Raw genomic sequence first — 15,022 nt, 5'->3', positions numbered from 1 at the left:
CTTGGGCTTGTCATGTTTTTTTCTGCCCGGACGTATCATGCGCAGTCGCCTTTTCAGTGTCTTATCTTGTTTATTTGTGTGTGCCACTGCCGTTCAATCCGCCCAGGCGGTGGATATCTCTACCCAGCGCCAGTACTACGATGAGGCCAAACGTGCCTTGGCCAAAGGTGATTCAGGCCCTTATTTTCGCTACAGCCAGGCCCTGCGCGATTATCCGCTGGAGCCGTACCTGGCCTATGACGAACTGACCGCTCGCCTCAAGAGCGCGAGCAATCCCGAAATCGAGAAATTTCTCGCCGAGCACGGCGACCTGCCCCAGGCCAACTGGATGAAGCTGCGCTGGTTGCGCTGGCTGGCGGAACGGGGCGACTGGGCGACCTTCGTCAAATACTACGACCCCAAGCTCAACTTCACCGAACTGGACTGCCTCAACGCCCAATACCAGCTCGAACACGGGCAGAAGGCCGAAGGCTACGCCGCCACGGAAAAACTCTGGCTCAGCGGCAAATCCCAGCCAGCCACCTGCGATGCGCTGTTTGGCGTGTGGGCTGCACAAGGCCAACTGACCGAGCAGAAACGCTGGGAGCGAACCAAGCTGGCCGCCCAGGCGCGCAATTACCCCTTGGCCAACAGTCTGGTCAGCGGCCTGACCACCCTGGCTCCCCGGGGCAAATTGCTCGTCGACGTCGCGCAGAAGCCCGAGTTGCTCAACCAGCCTTCTCGCTTCACGCCCGCCGATGAGCCGATGTCCGACATCGTCAGCCTTGGCCTGCGTCGCCTGGCGCGCCAGGACCCGGAAAAAGCCATGACGCTGCTGGACGGCTACGCCAGCACCATGCGTTTCTCCCGGGATGAGAAAGTCGCCATTGCTCGGGAAATCGGCCTGACCCTGGCCAAGCGCTTCGACAGTCGCGCCTTGGACGTCATGACCAAATACGATCCGGAACTGCGGGACGACACCGTGTCGGAATGGCGCTTGCGCCTGTTGCTGCGCCTGGCCCGTTGGGACGATGCCTATCAACTGACCCGTCGCCTGCCCGAGTCGCTGGCCTCCACCAATCGCTGGCGCTACTGGCAGGCCCGCAGCCTGGAACTGGCGCAGCCGCAGAATCCCGAAGCGCTGACACTCTATAAACACCTGGCCCGCGAACGGGACTTCTATGGGTTCCTGGCCGCTGACCGCTCCCAGTCACCCTACTCGCTGACCAACAAGCCACTGCTCATGAGCCAGGCGCTGATCAACAAGGTGCGCAATACGCCCGGCGTCCGCCGAGCGCTGGAGTTTCACGCCCGGGGCGACATCGTCGATGGGCGTCGCGAGTGGTATCACGTCAGCCGGCATTTCAACCGGGACGAAATGGTCGCCCAAGCAAAACTGGCCTACGATTTGAAATGGTATTTCCCGGCCATCCGCACCATCAGCCAGGCCAAGTACTGGGATGACCTGGACATCCGCTTCCCGATGGCGCACCGCGACACGCTGGTGCGCGAAGCCAAGATCCGCGGCTTGCATCCGAGCTGGGCGTTCGCCATCACCCGGCAGGAAAGCGCCTTCATGGACGACGCCCGCTCCGGTGTCGGTGCCAGCGGTCTCATGCAGTTGATGCCTGGCACCGCCAAGGAGACCGCCCGCAAGTTCAACATCCCCCTGGCATCGCCCCAGCAAGTCCTGAACCCGGACAAGAACATCCAGCTTGGCGCGGCCTACCTGAGCCAGGTCCACAGCCAATTCAACGGCAACCGCGTCCTCGCCTCCGCCGCGTACAACGCCGGGCCTGGCCGCGTTCGCCAGTGGCTGCGCGGCGCGGACCACCTGAGCTTCGACGTCTGGGTCGAAAGCATTCCCTTCGACGAAACCCGCCAGTACGTGCAGAACGTACTGTCCTATTCGGTGATCTACGGCCAGAAACTCAACTCGCCGCAGCCGCTGGTGGACTGGCATGAGCGGTATTTTGATGATCAGTGAGTATTAGCGAGACGCTGTTCCTGAGAAGAAAAAATGCCCGCATCGAAAGATGCGGGCTTTTTTGGTCGGTTACTTGGTCGGTTGCTGGACCTTGTGGGAGCGAGCTTGCTCGCGATGGCGTCGGCACCTTAAACATGGATGCAAGCTGACCCACCGCTATCGTCGGAACGCCGCCCGGAGCAAGCTCGCTCCCACAGGGGATTCGTGTGGACGCGCGCTCAGTCGGCTGCCGAATCCAAGCCAACGTTGAACTGCAACGCCGCCAACCGCGCATACAACGCATTGCTGGCAACCAACTCCTGGTGGGTGCCCACGGCGACCACTTTGCCCTGGTCCATCACGGCGATCCGGTCGGCATTTTTCACCGTGGCCAGGCGGTGGGCGATGACCAGGGTGGTGCGGTTTTTCATCAGGCTGGGCAGGGCTTGCTGGATGAGGTGTTCGCTTTGCGCATCGAGGGCGCTGGTGGCTTCGTCCAGGAGCAGGATCGGCGCATCCACCAACAATGCCCGGGCGATAGCCAGGCGTTGGCGCTGACCGCCGGACAATCCGAGGCCGCCATCGCCCAGGTGGGTCTGGTAGCCGTCAGGCATCTTTTCGATGAAGTCGTGGGCATGGGCGATCTGCGCCGCCTCGCGCACCTGCTCGGACGTCGCCTGCGGGTTGCCGTAGCGGATGTTCTCTTCCACCGTGCCGAAAAACAGCGCTGGATTTTGCGATACCAGGGCGAAATGACGGCGCAGGTCCAGCGGATCGACCAAGGTCAACGGCACGTCGTCGATGAGGATTTGCCCTTGCGCCGGATCGTAGAAGCGCAGCAGCAGGTCATACACCGTTGACTTGCCCGCGCCGGAGGGTCCGACGAGGGCCAGGGTCTCGCCCGCCTTGATACTCAGGTCGAGACCATCGACCGCATAGCTATCTGGCCGGGATGGATAGGAAAAACGCACGCCTTCGAGACGCAGGTCACCCCGGACCCGCTCGGGCAAGGTCACGAGACCGAAAGCCGGTGGCTGGATGATATTTTCCGAGCGCAGCAATTCGGCAATGCGCTCCGCCGCGCCGGCCGCCCGCTGCAGCTCGCCAATCACCTCGCTCAGGGTGCCAAAGGCGCTGCCGACGATGAGGCTGTAGAACACGAACGCCGCCAGCTCACCGCCGGAAATCCGCCCGGCGATCACATCCATGCCGCCGACCCAGAGCATCACCCCCACGGCCCCCAGCACGAGCACGATCACCAGCGTGATCAGCCAGGCACGCTGGGCGATGCGCTTGCGGGCCGTCTCGAAGGCCTGCTCCACGGTCACAGAAAATCGCTGCTCATCCTGGACTTGGTGGTTATAGGCCTGCACGGTCTTGATCTGGCCCAGGGTTTCGGAAACGTAGCTGCCGACGTCAGCAATGCGATCCTGGCTCTGGCGCGAAAGACTGCGCACTCGGCGGCCGAACACCAGGATCGGCGCCAGTACCAGTGGCAAGGCAATCACCACGATGCTGGTCAGCTTGGGGTTGGTGATGAACAGCAGCACGATGCCGCCAACCACCATCAAGGCGTTGCGCAAGAACAACGACAGCGAAGAACCGATCACCGATTGCAGCAAGGTCGTGTCGGCGGTCAGCCGTGACTGGATTTCCGAACTGCGGTTGTTCTCGTAGAAGCCCGGGTGCAAATACACCAAGTGATTGAACACCTGCCGCCGGATATCGGCCACCACGCGCTCGCCAATCCATGACACCAGGTAGAAACGTGCAAACGTACCGATCGCCAGGCCAAGCACCAGCACCATGAACAGGCCGATGGACTGATTGAGCAGGTGCGGTGAACGGGTCATGAAGCCTTGGTCCACCAACAGACGGATCCCTTGACCCATGGACAATGTAATACCCGCCGTGACGATCAGGGCCAGTAACGCTCCGGCGACCTGCTTGCGATAGGGAGCGATGAAGCCGCTGGCCAGGCGTATGGCGCGGCGATGTCGGGAAGAAAGCATCAAGATCGTCCGATAATGGAGCACAAAGGAGGTCGGCCGACAGCACCGAAGCGCAGCGGAACCAACGTGAACCGAAATGAGTCAGGTTAAATATGACCACCGATACTAATGCCTAGATGTTATCGGTCTAACGTCTGGCTGGAAACGCATGCGTGTTTCTGGTTGAGTGGGGCTGTCGTCATGAACCTTCAAGGAGTGTCATGGCTCGGTCACCTGGCGACACTACGATAGGCACGCAACCTGATGAGGAGACAGGCCATGTCCTTGCAACACAGCAGCGACGACAAGATTCAAGTGATCCGCACGCAACCGGACCAGTCCCTGGGCTGCTCGTTCATCGATGCCCAAGGGCGCGAGGTTCCGATCACCGAAGACATGATCCAGAAAGCCTGCAGCGAGCTGGAAAAACGACTGGTCAAACCTGCCGAACAAAAGTGATACAGCCCGTCTTCAATTGAACCCGACCTTGATGTCGGGTTTTTTATACCTGCTGATGTTGCAGATTCTTGTGGCGAGGGAGCTTGCTCCCGCTGGGACGGTCCGACGCTTCGGGCGAAGCAACCCCATTGCCTGGACGAGCGCCGAAAAGCGACGACTGCTTCGCAGCCGAACGGGAGCAAGCTCCCTCGCCACAAGAGCACTCCACGCTTAAATGGCAGTAGCGCCCAGCGCCGTCGCGATCTGCTGCAAGGCCGCCGATTGCCCTTCGATACGCACCTTCAAGCTGTCGATCTCCCGACGTGGTGGGTAATGCTTGCGCAACGCATCAAAAGCACTGCGCTGTTCGGCCACCGTACCGATCAGGCTGCGGCGAAAATCTGCATCGTCACGGCGTGGGTCGTACACGCTCCGGCACAGCGCCGCCAGCGCCCAGGCCGGGTCGGTGTCGGCGTCAAGGGTGATGCCTCCAAGCCAGGGCCTGGGCAGCAGATCGGCCAGGTTGACTTCGACTGGCTGCCCAAGAAAATCGCACAAGGCCTGGTAGATCTGCGCCGTGCCGCGCTGGCGACCGTCAAGGCTGTAGCCGGCGATGTGCGGGGTGGCGATCACGCAGAGGTCGGCCAGGTCGACATCCACCGTCGGCTCCTGCTCCCACACATCCAACACGGCCTGCAGGTCTTCACGCTCCAGCAGTACCTCGCGCAACGCGCTGTTGTCGATGACCGGCCCGCGCGCGGCATTGATCAGCCAAGTGCCCGGCTTGAGGCGGTTCAATCGTTGCTCGTCAAAAAGGTGCCAGGTCGGTTGCTCGCCATCGCGGGTCAAGGGCGTATGCAAGCTGATGACATCACACTGCTCGACGATCTGCTCCAGGCTCACATAATCACCGCCCTCCGCGGCCTGGCGAGGCGGATCGCAGACTTTCACAGTCCAGCCCAGGCCCTTGAGCACTTCGATCAACCGCCCACCCACCTGCCCCGCGCCGATTACGCCAAAAGTTCGCTGCGCAAGATCCGCGCCTTCGATTTCCGCCAGGGTCATGAGGCTGCCCAGCACATAGTCCACCACCCCACGGGCGTTGCAGCCCGGGGCACTGGCCCAGCGAATACCAGCCTCGGCCAGATAATCCAGGTCCAGATGATCAGTGCCGATCGTGCAGGTGCCAACGAAACGCACCTGGCTGCCTTCCAGCAGCGCCCGATTGACCTGGCTGACCGAACGCACCAGTAACACATCGGCGTGCTCGACCATCGACCGATCGATCCCTCGGCCCGGCACCCGGCGGATCTCACCGAAGCCTTGGAAAAACGCATCGAGCAAGGGAATATTTTCGTCGGCAACGATCAGCATGGCGGAGCTCCTTTGGCGGGATGGGCAGTGTAGGCGTTCCTCGCCTCGATGGGCCAGCCCATTGCTTCATTGTGGCGAGGGAGCTTGCTCCCGTTCGGCTGCACAGCAGTCGTCAAGGTAATCGGGCCTGGTTCGCAGTCCAGCGGGAGCAAGCTCCCTCGCCACAAGGTATTCACCCGCCAAATCCTCCCAAGAGAGAGTGATTACAAATCCCCAACACAGGTTTTTTCCTGACCACTGCGTCAAGGCGTAGAATTCGCCGCCTTGTGTTCAATCTTTCGGACGCTGCGCCTGTGAATCCCGTCATCGATACCCCCAACGCCCTCTCCCGCCCGGCCCGGGTTCGCCTGGAGCTCAAGACGCTGCTCGCCCTGGCCTTGCCGATCATGGTGGCGCAATTGGCGACCACCGCCATGGGTTTTGTCGATGCGGTGATGGCCGGCCGCGTCGGCCCACGGGACCTGGCGGCAGTGGCGCTGGGTAATTCGATCTGGGTGCCGGTGTTCCTGCTGATGACCGGCACGCTGCTGGCAACCACACCGAAAGTGGCCCAGCGCTTCGGCGCCGGTACGTTCGACGAGATCGGACCGCTGGTGCGCCAGGCGCTGTGGCTGGCGCTGGTGGTGGGATTGATCGCGACCCTGGCCCTGTTTAGCGCCGAGCCGATCCTGCACATCATGAAAGTCGATCCGGAACTGATCGGCCCTTGCATGGAATACCTGCGGGGCATCGGCACCGGTCTGCCGGCGGTGGCGCTCTATTACGTGCTGCGCTGTTTCAGCGACGGCTTGGGTCGTACGCGACCGGCAATGGTGCTGGGGCTATGCGGATTGGGCCTGAACATTCCGCTCAATTACATCTTCATCTATGGACACCTGGGCGTCCCGGCCATGGGCGGGGTCGGTTGTGGCTGGGCCACGGCCATCGTGATGTGGTTCATGGCGGCGGGCATGGCGGTCTGGACATTCCGGGCCCCGGCCTATCAATCGAGCCGCTTGTTCACTCGTTTCGACTGGCCGCAATGGTCGGTGATCAAGCGTCTGCTGGGCATCGGCCTGCCGATTGGCATCGCGGTGTTCGCCGAATCGAGCATTTTCGCTGTGATCGCCCTGCTGATCGGCAGCCTCGGCGCCACGGTGGTGGCCGGGCATCAGATCGCGCTGAACTTCAGCTCGCTGGTGTTCATGATCCCCTACTCCCTGGGCATGGCCGTGACAGTACGGGTAGGCCAGGCGCTGGGGCGCAGCCAGCCCCGGGAAGCGCGTTTCGCCGCAGGCGTCGGCATGGGCACGGCCCTGGCGTACGCCTGCCTGTCAGCGAGCCTGATGTTCGCCCTGCGCGAGCCTATCGCCGCGATCTACACCGCCGATCCGAGAGTGATCGAAGTGGCGTCGATGCTGATCGTGTATGCGGCGCTGTTCCAGTTTTCCGATGCGATCCAGGTCACGGCGGCGGGTGCATTGCGCGGCTACCAGGACACCCGGGTGACGATGATCCTGACCCTGTTCGCCTATTGGGGCATCGGCCTGCCGGTGGGTTACGCCCTGGGCCTGACCGACTGGCTCGGCGCCCCCAGCGGCCCGAGCGGATTGTGGCAAGGCTTGATTGCAGGCTTGAGCTGCGCGGCGCTGATGCTGTCGATCCGCCTGGCACGCAGCGCGCGCAAGCAGATCCGCTTTAGCCGCTCGACGGGTTAAGCGAGCTTCTTGCGGATCCAGTAGAGATAGGTGCCGGCGCTCTCCTGCTGGGCCACCAGTTCGTGGTCCAGGAACACGCAAAACTTGGGGATGTCGCGGCGCGTCGAGGGATCGGTGGCGATGACTTTCAGCAGGCCACCGGGGGCCAGGTCGCGGATGTGCTGGTGCAGCATCATCACCGGCTCCGGGCAATTGAGGCCCGTGGCATCCAGCGTACCGTCGACCGGCGTGTCGTTCATTTCACTCATGCTCTACTCCTGGAACTGGCCGGCATTGTCGCGCAATGTCGGCGCTCGGTCACCCCTGGTTCGACACTGCACCCTGTGGGAGCGAGCTTGCTCGCGATGGCGTCGACACATTTAACATTGATGCAAGCTGACCCACCGCTATCGCGAGCAAGCTCGCTCCCACAGAGGATTTCACTGGCTTCAAAGGATTAGCGGGACTTCGGCTTCTTGGTATCCAACCGCCGCAGATGGCACGTCACCTCTTCACGGTCGTGGTACAGCTGCTTGCAGCCGATTTCGACCTTGATGCCCCGGGCCTTGAAGCCCTCGGCGATGCGTTCGAGCAGGCGCTTGACCTCGGCGTAACGCTGTTTCATCGGCAGCTTGAGGTTGACCACGGCCTCGCGGCAATGCCCTTCGCCAATCCACTCCTCCAGCATCGCCGCGTTGCGCGCCGGCTTCTCGACGATGTCGCAGACCATCCAGTCCACCGGCTGCTTGGGCTTGAACGTGAAACCGTCCGCCATCAAGTGCTGCACGAGGCCGGTGTCCATCAGGCTTTCTGCCATCGGGCCGTTATCGATGGCCGTGACCAACATGCCACGGTTGACCAGTTGCCAGGTCCAGCCACCCGGCGCGGCGCCGAGGTCCACGCCGGTCATGTCACTGTGCAAACGCTCGTCCCACTGGTCCTTGGGAATGAAATGATGCCAAGCCTCTTCGAGCTTGAGCGTCGAGCGGCTCGGCGCTTCCCGGGGGAACTTCAAACGCGGGATGCCCATCGGCCACATGGCCGAGTTATCCGCTTGCGCCAGGCCGAGGAACACTTCGCGACCGCTCTTGAAAGTCAGCAGCAGACGCGGCTTATGCGGGTCGTCCACCAGCTTGCCGGCCCCGATCAAGGCCTTGCGCAGCGGGCCTTCGAATTTCTTGCAGAAGTTCGACAGCTCCTTGCCGTCGTTGGTGTCAACCACTTCCAGCCACAGGCTGCCGCACGTCGGGAACGCCGCCATGTTGGCCAGGATGACACTGATGCGGTCGGTTTCCGGCAACTCGATGAACGTGCCGCGGGCCCACTGGCGCGGGAAAATCAGCTCGGCAAAACGCTGCCCGCGCATCAGCCGCTCGGCGCCATCCTCTTCCGTGCAGACAAATTCGGCGCAGGCACTGGCCGGCTTGGCCTTGGCGTAGCCGGCCACGTTGAGCCGCGCGGCATGTTCGGCGATCTCGGAACAGACCTCGCCTTCGAAGCCCGGCCGGCAGTGCATAAAAAGCGTATTCATTGAAACCCCGTAGCAAAGCCTGTCACGAAAACCGGCGCATGATAGCGGAGTTCGGAACCGCGAACCTTCCTATAGAGTCCAGTGATTAGTCATACGCTCAAAACAGGGCTAGGTTAAAGGCTCTGTCCGTTCCGTCAGTCCGTAGCCGTGCGGACTCAAAGGAGTGATTTCAATGCCGTCCCTTGATAGCCTGAAAACCCTTAAGACACTGCAAGTCGATGCCAGGACCTACCATTATTTCAGCCTGCCGGATGCAGCGCGAAGCCTGGGCGACCTGGACAAATTACCCATGTCCCTCAAGGTGCTGCTGGAAAACCTGCTGCGCTGGGAAGATGAAAAAACCGTCACCGGCACCGACCTCAAGGCCCTGGCGGGCTGGCTGAAAGAGCGTCGTTCCGACCGCGAGATCCAATACCGCCCGGCGCGGGTGCTGATGCAGGACTTTACCGGCGTCCCCGCCGTGGTCGACCTGGCCGCCATGCGCGCCGCCGTGGAAAAGGCCGGCGGCGATCCCCAGCGGATCAACCCGCTGTCACCGGTTGACCTGGTGATCGACCACTCGGTGATGGTGGACAAGTTCGCCAGCCGACAGGCATTCGAGCAGAACGTCGACATCGAAATGCAGCGCAACGGTGAACGCTACGCGTTCCTGCGCTGGGGCCAGAGCGCCTTCGACAATTTCAGCGTGGTGCCACCTGGCACCGGTATCTGCCACCAGGTCAACCTCGAATACCTGGGTCGCACCGTCTGGACCAAAGAGGAAGACGGCCGCACCTACGCCTTCCCCGACACCCTGGTGGGCACCGACTCCCACACCACCATGATCAACGGCCTCGGCGTGCTCGGCTGGGGCGTCGGCGGGATCGAGGCCGAAGCGGCAATGCTCGGCCAACCGGTGTCGATGCTGATCCCCGAAGTCATTGGCTTCAAACTGGTCGGCAAGCTACGTGAAGGCATCACCGCCACCGACCTGGTGCTGACCGTCACGCAGATGCTGCGCAAGAAAGGCGTGGTGGGCAAATTCGTCGAGTTCTATGGCGATGGCCTGGCCGACCTGCCCCTGGCCGACCGCGCCACCATTGCCAACATGGCCCCGGAATACGGTGCCACTTGCGGCTTCTTCCCGGTGGACGATGTGACATTGGACTACTTGCGCCTGTCCGGCCGTCCGACGGAAACCGTCAAGCTGGTGGAAGCCTATTGCAAGGCCCAGGGGCTGTGGCGCCTGCCCGGTCAGGAACCGGTGTTCACCGACACGCTGGAATTGGACATGGGCAGCGTCGAAGCCAGCCTCGCCGGCCCCAAGCGTCCACAGGACCGGGTGGCACTGCCGAATGTCGGCCAGGCCTTCAGTGACTTCCTCGGGCTGCAAGTCAAACCCACCAGCAAGGAAGAAGGTCGCCTGGAAAGCGAGGGCGGCGGAGGCGTCGCGGTGGGCAATGCCGATCAGGTGGGTGAAGCGGAATATGAATTCGAAGGCCAGACCCATCGGCTGAAAAACGGCGCGGTGGTCATCGCGGCGATTACGTCCTGCACCAACACCTCTAACCCCAGCGTGATGATGGCCGCCGGGTTGCTGGCGAAAAAAGCCGTGGAAAAAGGCCTGGTCCGCAAGCCTTGGGTCAAGAGTTCCTTGGCGCCGGGCTCGAAGGTGGTCACCGATTACTACAACGCCGCGGGCCTGACCGAATACCTCGACAAGCTCGGTTTCGACCTGGTGGGTTACGGTTGCACGACCTGTATCGGCAACTCAGGGCCCCTGCCCGACCCGATTGAGAAAGCCATCCAGAAAGCAGACCTGACCGTGGCGTCGGTGCTGTCGGGCAACCGCAACTTCGAAGGCCGTGTGCATCCGCTGGTGAAAACCAACTGGCTGGCTTCACCGCCGCTGGTCGTCGCCTACGCCCTGGCCGGCACCGTGCGCATCGACATCAGCAGCGAACCGCTGGGCAATGATCGCGACGGCAACCCTGTCTACCTTCGGGACATCTGGCCGAGCAGCAAGGAAGTCGCCGACGCCGTGGCCAAAGTCGACACCGGCATGTTCCACAAGGAATATGCCGCCGTGTTCGCCGGCGACGAGCAATGGCAAGCGATTGAGGTGCCACAAGCCGCCACGTACGTCTGGCAAGCCGACTCGACCTATATTCAACATCCACCGTTTTTTGATGACATTGGCGGGCCACCACCCACCGTCAAGAATGTCGAAGGGGCGCGGGTACTCGCGCTGCTGGGGGACTCGGTGACCACCGACCATATCTCCCCGGCCGGTAACATCAAGGCCGACAGCCCCGCCGGCCGTTACCTGCGCGAACAGGGCGTGGAGCCTCGGGACTTCAACTCCTACGGCTCGCGACGGGGCAACCACCAGGTGATGATGCGAGGTACCTTTGCCAATATCCGTATCCGCAACGAGATGCTCGGCGGGGAAGAAGGCGGCAACACGGTCTATATCCCCAACGGCGAACGCATGTCGATCTATGATGCCGCAATGTTGTACCAGGCGACCGGCACGCCATTGGTGGTGATCGCCGGACAGGAATACGGCACCGGCTCGAGCCGGGACTGGGCCGCCAAAGGCACTAACCTGCTCGGGGTCAAGGCGGTGATCGCCGAGAGTTTCGAGCGCATCCACCGTTCCAACCTGGTGGGCATGGGCGTATTGCCACTGCAGTTCAAGCTTGATCAGAATCGCAAGAGCCTGAACCTCACCGGCAAGGAAACCCTGGACATCCTCGGCCTGAGCGACACCGAGCTGACGCCGCGCATGAACCTGCCCGTGGTCATTACCCGCGAAGACGGCAGCCAGGAGCGGATCGAAGTGCTGTGCCGGATTGATACTTTGAACGAGGTGGAATATTTCAAGGCCGGCGGGATCCTGCACTTTGTCCTACGGCAATTAATTACAGGATAAAAAGAAGCGTCTTACGAAAACACCGTCTCATTTGGGCGGTGTTTTCGTATGGGTCTGCCTATAATCCCGCCGGCGTCGACAAGCCTCGACAGTTTTCCGCCTCAAAGGATTTGATATGCCCGCCCTACCTTGGCCGTACCTGGCCCTTCTCTCGGCCGGCTATGCCATGGCCCTGGCCTATGGTCATCTCACCTGGACTGCAGCCATCTCAATCGCGCTGTTGCTGTTCGCCGGGTATGCGGTTCGCCAACAAAAGATGCCCGTCGGGCAGTTTCTCGGGCATTGTTTGTTCCTGGTGTTGGCGATCGCGCTGGCGCTGCACTGGATGCCGGGTTTTTTCAACGGGCGGGCCATCGCAGCACAACGTTTGACCGATGACGCCACACGGTTTGCCATGTATTTGAACCAGGACAAGCCGCTGATCGGCTTCTGGCTGCTGCTGGCCTGCCCGTGGATCGTCGGCCGGCGGCCGTTTCGCGGGTTCGTCTACGCCACGGTGCTCGGGCTATGCTTGAGCACCACGCTGGCCTTGGGTGGGGCCCTGCTGCTGGGCATGATCGAATGGGCGCCGAAGTGGCCGGACCAGGCCTGGCTCTGGGTACTCAATAATCTTTTATTGGTGACCTTGGTGGAGGAGGCGCTGTTTCGTGGCTACATTCAAGGAGGCCTGAGCCGGTGCTTCAAGCTTCTACGTCATGGCGAATCCCTGGCGCTGATCCTGTCCTCGTTGTTGTTCGGCCTGGTGCATGCTGGCGCGGGATGGCACTGGGTGTTGTTGTCGGGCCTGGCCGGGATCGGTTATGGACTGGCCTACCGATTCGGCGGCCTGGGCGCCGCGATTGCCACGCACTTTGGCTTGAACCTGCTTCATTTCGCCCTATTTACCTACCCGATGCTGGCGTGATACCGCCGGGCAGAATTATTTCAATTAAAAGCTGACGGTGCCGACAACCTCTCAAAGCCTTGCGGACTACATACCATGCGTAACAACCAGCCTGTCACACAACGCGAAAGGACTTTCGCGGCCCAGCAGCGATTGATTTCCACCACCAATGCCAAGGGTGTGATTACCTACTGCAACGACGCGTTCGTTGAAATCAGTGGGTTTTCCAAGGAAGAGCTGATCCATGCACCGCACAATCTGGTGCGCCACCCCGACGTCCCGTCAGCCGTGTTCGCACACATGTGGAACACCCTGAAACAGGGATTACCCTGGATGGGCATCGTCAAGAATCGCTGCAAGAATGGCGATCATTACTGGGTCAACGCCTACGTCACGCCGATTTTCGAGGGCAACCAGGTGGTCGGCTACGAGTCGGTACGGGTCAAGCCGACGGCCGAGCAGATCACCCGGGCCGAAGCACTCTATCGACGCATCAACCAGGGCAAGTCCGCGGTTCCGAGCAGCGATAAATGGGTACCGATGCTGCAAGACTGGCTGCCATTCATCCTCGTCAGCCAGTTGAGCTTCGTCGTCGGTGCTTTCCTTGACTCTTCCTGGGGCTTTGCCCTGGCCGCCCTGCTGTCCGTGCCGTTGGGGCTGTTGGGCTTGCAATGGCAACAACGTGGCATCAAGCGTCTGTTGCGCCTGGCCGAACAGACCACTTCCGACCCGCTGATCGCGCGGATGTACACCGACAGCCGTGGCGTTCAGGCACGCCTGGAAATGTCGATCCTCAGCCAGGAGGCCCGCCTGAAAACCTGCCTCACCCGCTTGCAGGACACCGCCGAGCATCTCAATGCGCAAGCCCGGCAATCCAATACCCTGGCCCACGACAGCTCCAGCGGCCTGGAACGCCAGCGCGTGGAAACCGAACAGGTCGCCACTGCCGTCAACCAGATGGCCGCCACCACCCAGGAAGTCGCCAGCCATGTGCAGCGCACCGCCGATGCCACCCAGGAGGCCAATCGCCTCACGGGGCGTGGTCGCGACATCGCCGGGGAAACCCGCGAGGCCATCGAGCGCCTGTCGGTCGTGGTAGGCGAGACTGGACAGACCGTGACCCAACTGGCCAAGGACAGCGATGAAATCGGTGGCGTGGTTGATGTGATCAAGGGCATCGCCGACCAGACCAACCTGCTGGCCCTCAACGCCGCCATCGAAGCGGCCCGGGCCGGCGAGATGGGACGCGGTTTTGCCGTAGTCGCCGATGAAGTGCGTCAACTGGCCCAACGCACCAGCGAGTCCACCGGGCAGATCCATGCCTTGATCGCCAAGCTGCAACAGACCGCCAACAATGCCGTGCAGACCATGGACGCCGGCCACCGCCAGGCCGAAGAAGGCGTGGCGCGGGTCATGGAAGCCGACCAGGCGCTGGTGGGCATCAGCGAAGCGGTGGCGCATATCACCGACATGACCACTCAGATTGCTGCCGCGACCGAGGAGCAGAGTTCGGTGGCCGAGGAGATCAGCCGCAACATCAGCAACATCTCGGAACTGGCCGACCAGACCTCAGGCCAGGCCCACAGCTCGGCGCTGCTCAGCGAGGAGCTGACCCGCACGGCCAACACGCAGTATTCGTTGGTGGAGCGGTTCAACCGCTGATTTCAATTGGCAACTGAAAACCCGGATAGCGAAAGCTTCCGGGTTTTTTGTCGTCTGGCAGGCCGCTATCGCGAGCAAGCTCGCTCCCACAGGGGTTCTAGGCGGCTCATTGAAATGCATTCCAATTGTGGGGAGCGAGCCTGCTCGCGAAGAGGCCCGCACGAGCGCCATCAATCTTGAGACAAGAACCCAGCCACTCCCTGCGCCGCCGCGTCCAAATGCTGCTCATGGCTAACCCCCGAAACCTTCAGCGGTTTCAGATCATGATCCCCCGCCACGAGCCACATCACCTCGATGCTCGGTGACAAGGGATAGCCCTGCACCGCCTCTCGATTCCCCAACGCATCCCGCTCGCCCTGGACGATCAAGGTTCGCGTCTTCAATGCCGCCAAATGCTCGACCCGTGGTTTTTCCGGCTTGCCCACCGCATAGAAGGGATAGCCCAGGCAGACCAGCGCCTCGGCGCCCAGCTCATCGGCCAGCAGGCTCGCCATGCGCCCGCCCATGGACTTGCCACCAATGGCCAGCCGCCCAGCGACATAAGGCCGCACCGTGGCGTACACCGTTCGCCAGCCTTCGCGAAGTTTGGGGGCCGGGTTGGGGGGGCG

The 15,022-nt window shown here is 61.9% G+C and carries 11 protein-coding genes; 6 read left to right on the top strand and 5 right to left on the bottom strand.

Features of this window, described 5'->3' with window-relative positions:
- Positions 1-37 precede the first annotated feature (37 nt).
- A complete protein-coding gene (locus Q7C33_RS22025) occupies positions 38-1,966 on the top strand; it encodes a transglycosylase SLT domain-containing protein (protein ID WP_407684165.1) in 1,929 nt (642 codons plus the stop codon).
- A 218-nt stretch (positions 1,967-2,184) separates the two neighbouring features.
- Here the strand turns inward: Q7C33_RS22025 and Q7C33_RS22020 are convergent, their stop codons facing one another.
- Positions 2,185-3,957: an ABC transporter transmembrane domain-containing protein gene (locus Q7C33_RS22020; RefSeq protein ID WP_030140917.1), complete on the bottom strand. Its 1,773-nt coding sequence runs from the start codon at positions 3,955-3,957 to the stop codon at positions 2,185-2,187.
- A 258-nt stretch (positions 3,958-4,215) separates the two neighbouring features.
- Between Q7C33_RS22020 and Q7C33_RS22015 the strand changes: the two genes are divergently transcribed.
- Positions 4,216-4,395, top strand: a complete 180-nt coding sequence (locus Q7C33_RS22015) for a PA1571 family protein (protein WP_003199629.1) — start codon at positions 4,216-4,218, stop codon at positions 4,393-4,395.
- Between the two features lie 210 nt (positions 4,396-4,605).
- Here Q7C33_RS22015 and pdxB read toward each other — a convergent pair whose 3' ends face one another.
- Positions 4,606-5,748: a 4-phosphoerythronate dehydrogenase PdxB gene (gene pdxB, locus Q7C33_RS22010; RefSeq protein WP_030140916.1), complete on the bottom strand. Its 1,143-nt coding sequence runs from the start codon at positions 5,746-5,748 to the stop codon at positions 4,606-4,608.
- Positions 5,749-6,041: 293 nt separating this feature from the next.
- On the opposite strand from pdxB, the gene Q7C33_RS22005 reads away from it, so the two are divergent.
- Positions 6,042-7,445, top strand: coding sequence for an MATE family efflux transporter (locus tag Q7C33_RS22005; protein ID WP_407684164.1), 1,404 nt, complete (start codon positions 6,042-6,044; stop codon positions 7,443-7,445).
- Here the strand turns inward: Q7C33_RS22005 and tusA are convergent.
- Together tusA and rlmM are read right to left on the bottom strand one after the other, a co-directional pair.
- Positions 7,442-7,693 (bottom strand): sulfurtransferase TusA, encoded by a 252-nt coding sequence (gene tusA, locus Q7C33_RS22000; protein WP_030140914.1) that lies wholly within the window; start codon positions 7,691-7,693, stop codon positions 7,442-7,444. The two genes, Q7C33_RS22005 and tusA, sit on opposite strands and share 4 nt — an antisense overlap.
- 188 nt (positions 7,694-7,881) lie before the next feature.
- Positions 7,882-8,955, bottom strand: coding sequence for a 23S rRNA (cytidine(2498)-2'-O)-methyltransferase RlmM (gene rlmM / locus Q7C33_RS21995; RefSeq protein ID WP_334597208.1), 1,074 nt, complete (start codon positions 8,953-8,955; stop codon positions 7,882-7,884).
- A 172-nt stretch (positions 8,956-9,127) separates the two neighbouring features.
- Between rlmM and acnA the strand changes: the two genes are divergently transcribed.
- The 3 genes from acnA (at position 9,128) to Q7C33_RS21980 (ending at position 14,414) form a co-directional block, all read left to right on the top strand.
- The gene (gene acnA, locus Q7C33_RS21990; protein WP_407684163.1) at positions 9,128-11,869 is read left to right on the top strand and encodes an aconitate hydratase AcnA; all 2,742 of its coding nucleotides are present in this window, start codon (positions 9,128-9,130) and stop codon (positions 11,867-11,869) included.
- 115 nt (positions 11,870-11,984) lie between these two features.
- The gene (locus tag Q7C33_RS21985) at positions 11,985-12,773 is read left to right on the top strand and encodes a CPBP family intramembrane glutamic endopeptidase (RefSeq protein WP_030140911.1); all 789 of its coding nucleotides are present in this window, start codon (positions 11,985-11,987) and stop codon (positions 12,771-12,773) included.
- A gap of 75 nt (positions 12,774-12,848) precedes the next feature.
- Positions 12,849-14,414, top strand: coding sequence for a methyl-accepting chemotaxis protein (locus tag Q7C33_RS21980; RefSeq protein WP_407684162.1), 1,566 nt, complete (start codon positions 12,849-12,851; stop codon positions 14,412-14,414).
- Positions 14,415-14,584: 170 nt separating this feature from the next.
- Here the strand turns inward: Q7C33_RS21980 and Q7C33_RS21975 are convergent.
- Positions 14,585-15,022: alpha/beta family hydrolase (locus tag Q7C33_RS21975; protein WP_407684161.1), on the bottom strand; the 438-nt coding region annotated here is incomplete at its 5' end.

It is taken from the genome of Pseudomonas sp. BP11-1-1, assembly GCF_052112105.1.
Lineage (GTDB): Bacteria > Pseudomonadota > Gammaproteobacteria > Pseudomonadales > Pseudomonadaceae > Aquipseudomonas > Aquipseudomonas alvandae.
Note: the sequence above shows the minus strand (reverse complement) of the source record. Positions and strands in the feature narration are given on the sequence as shown.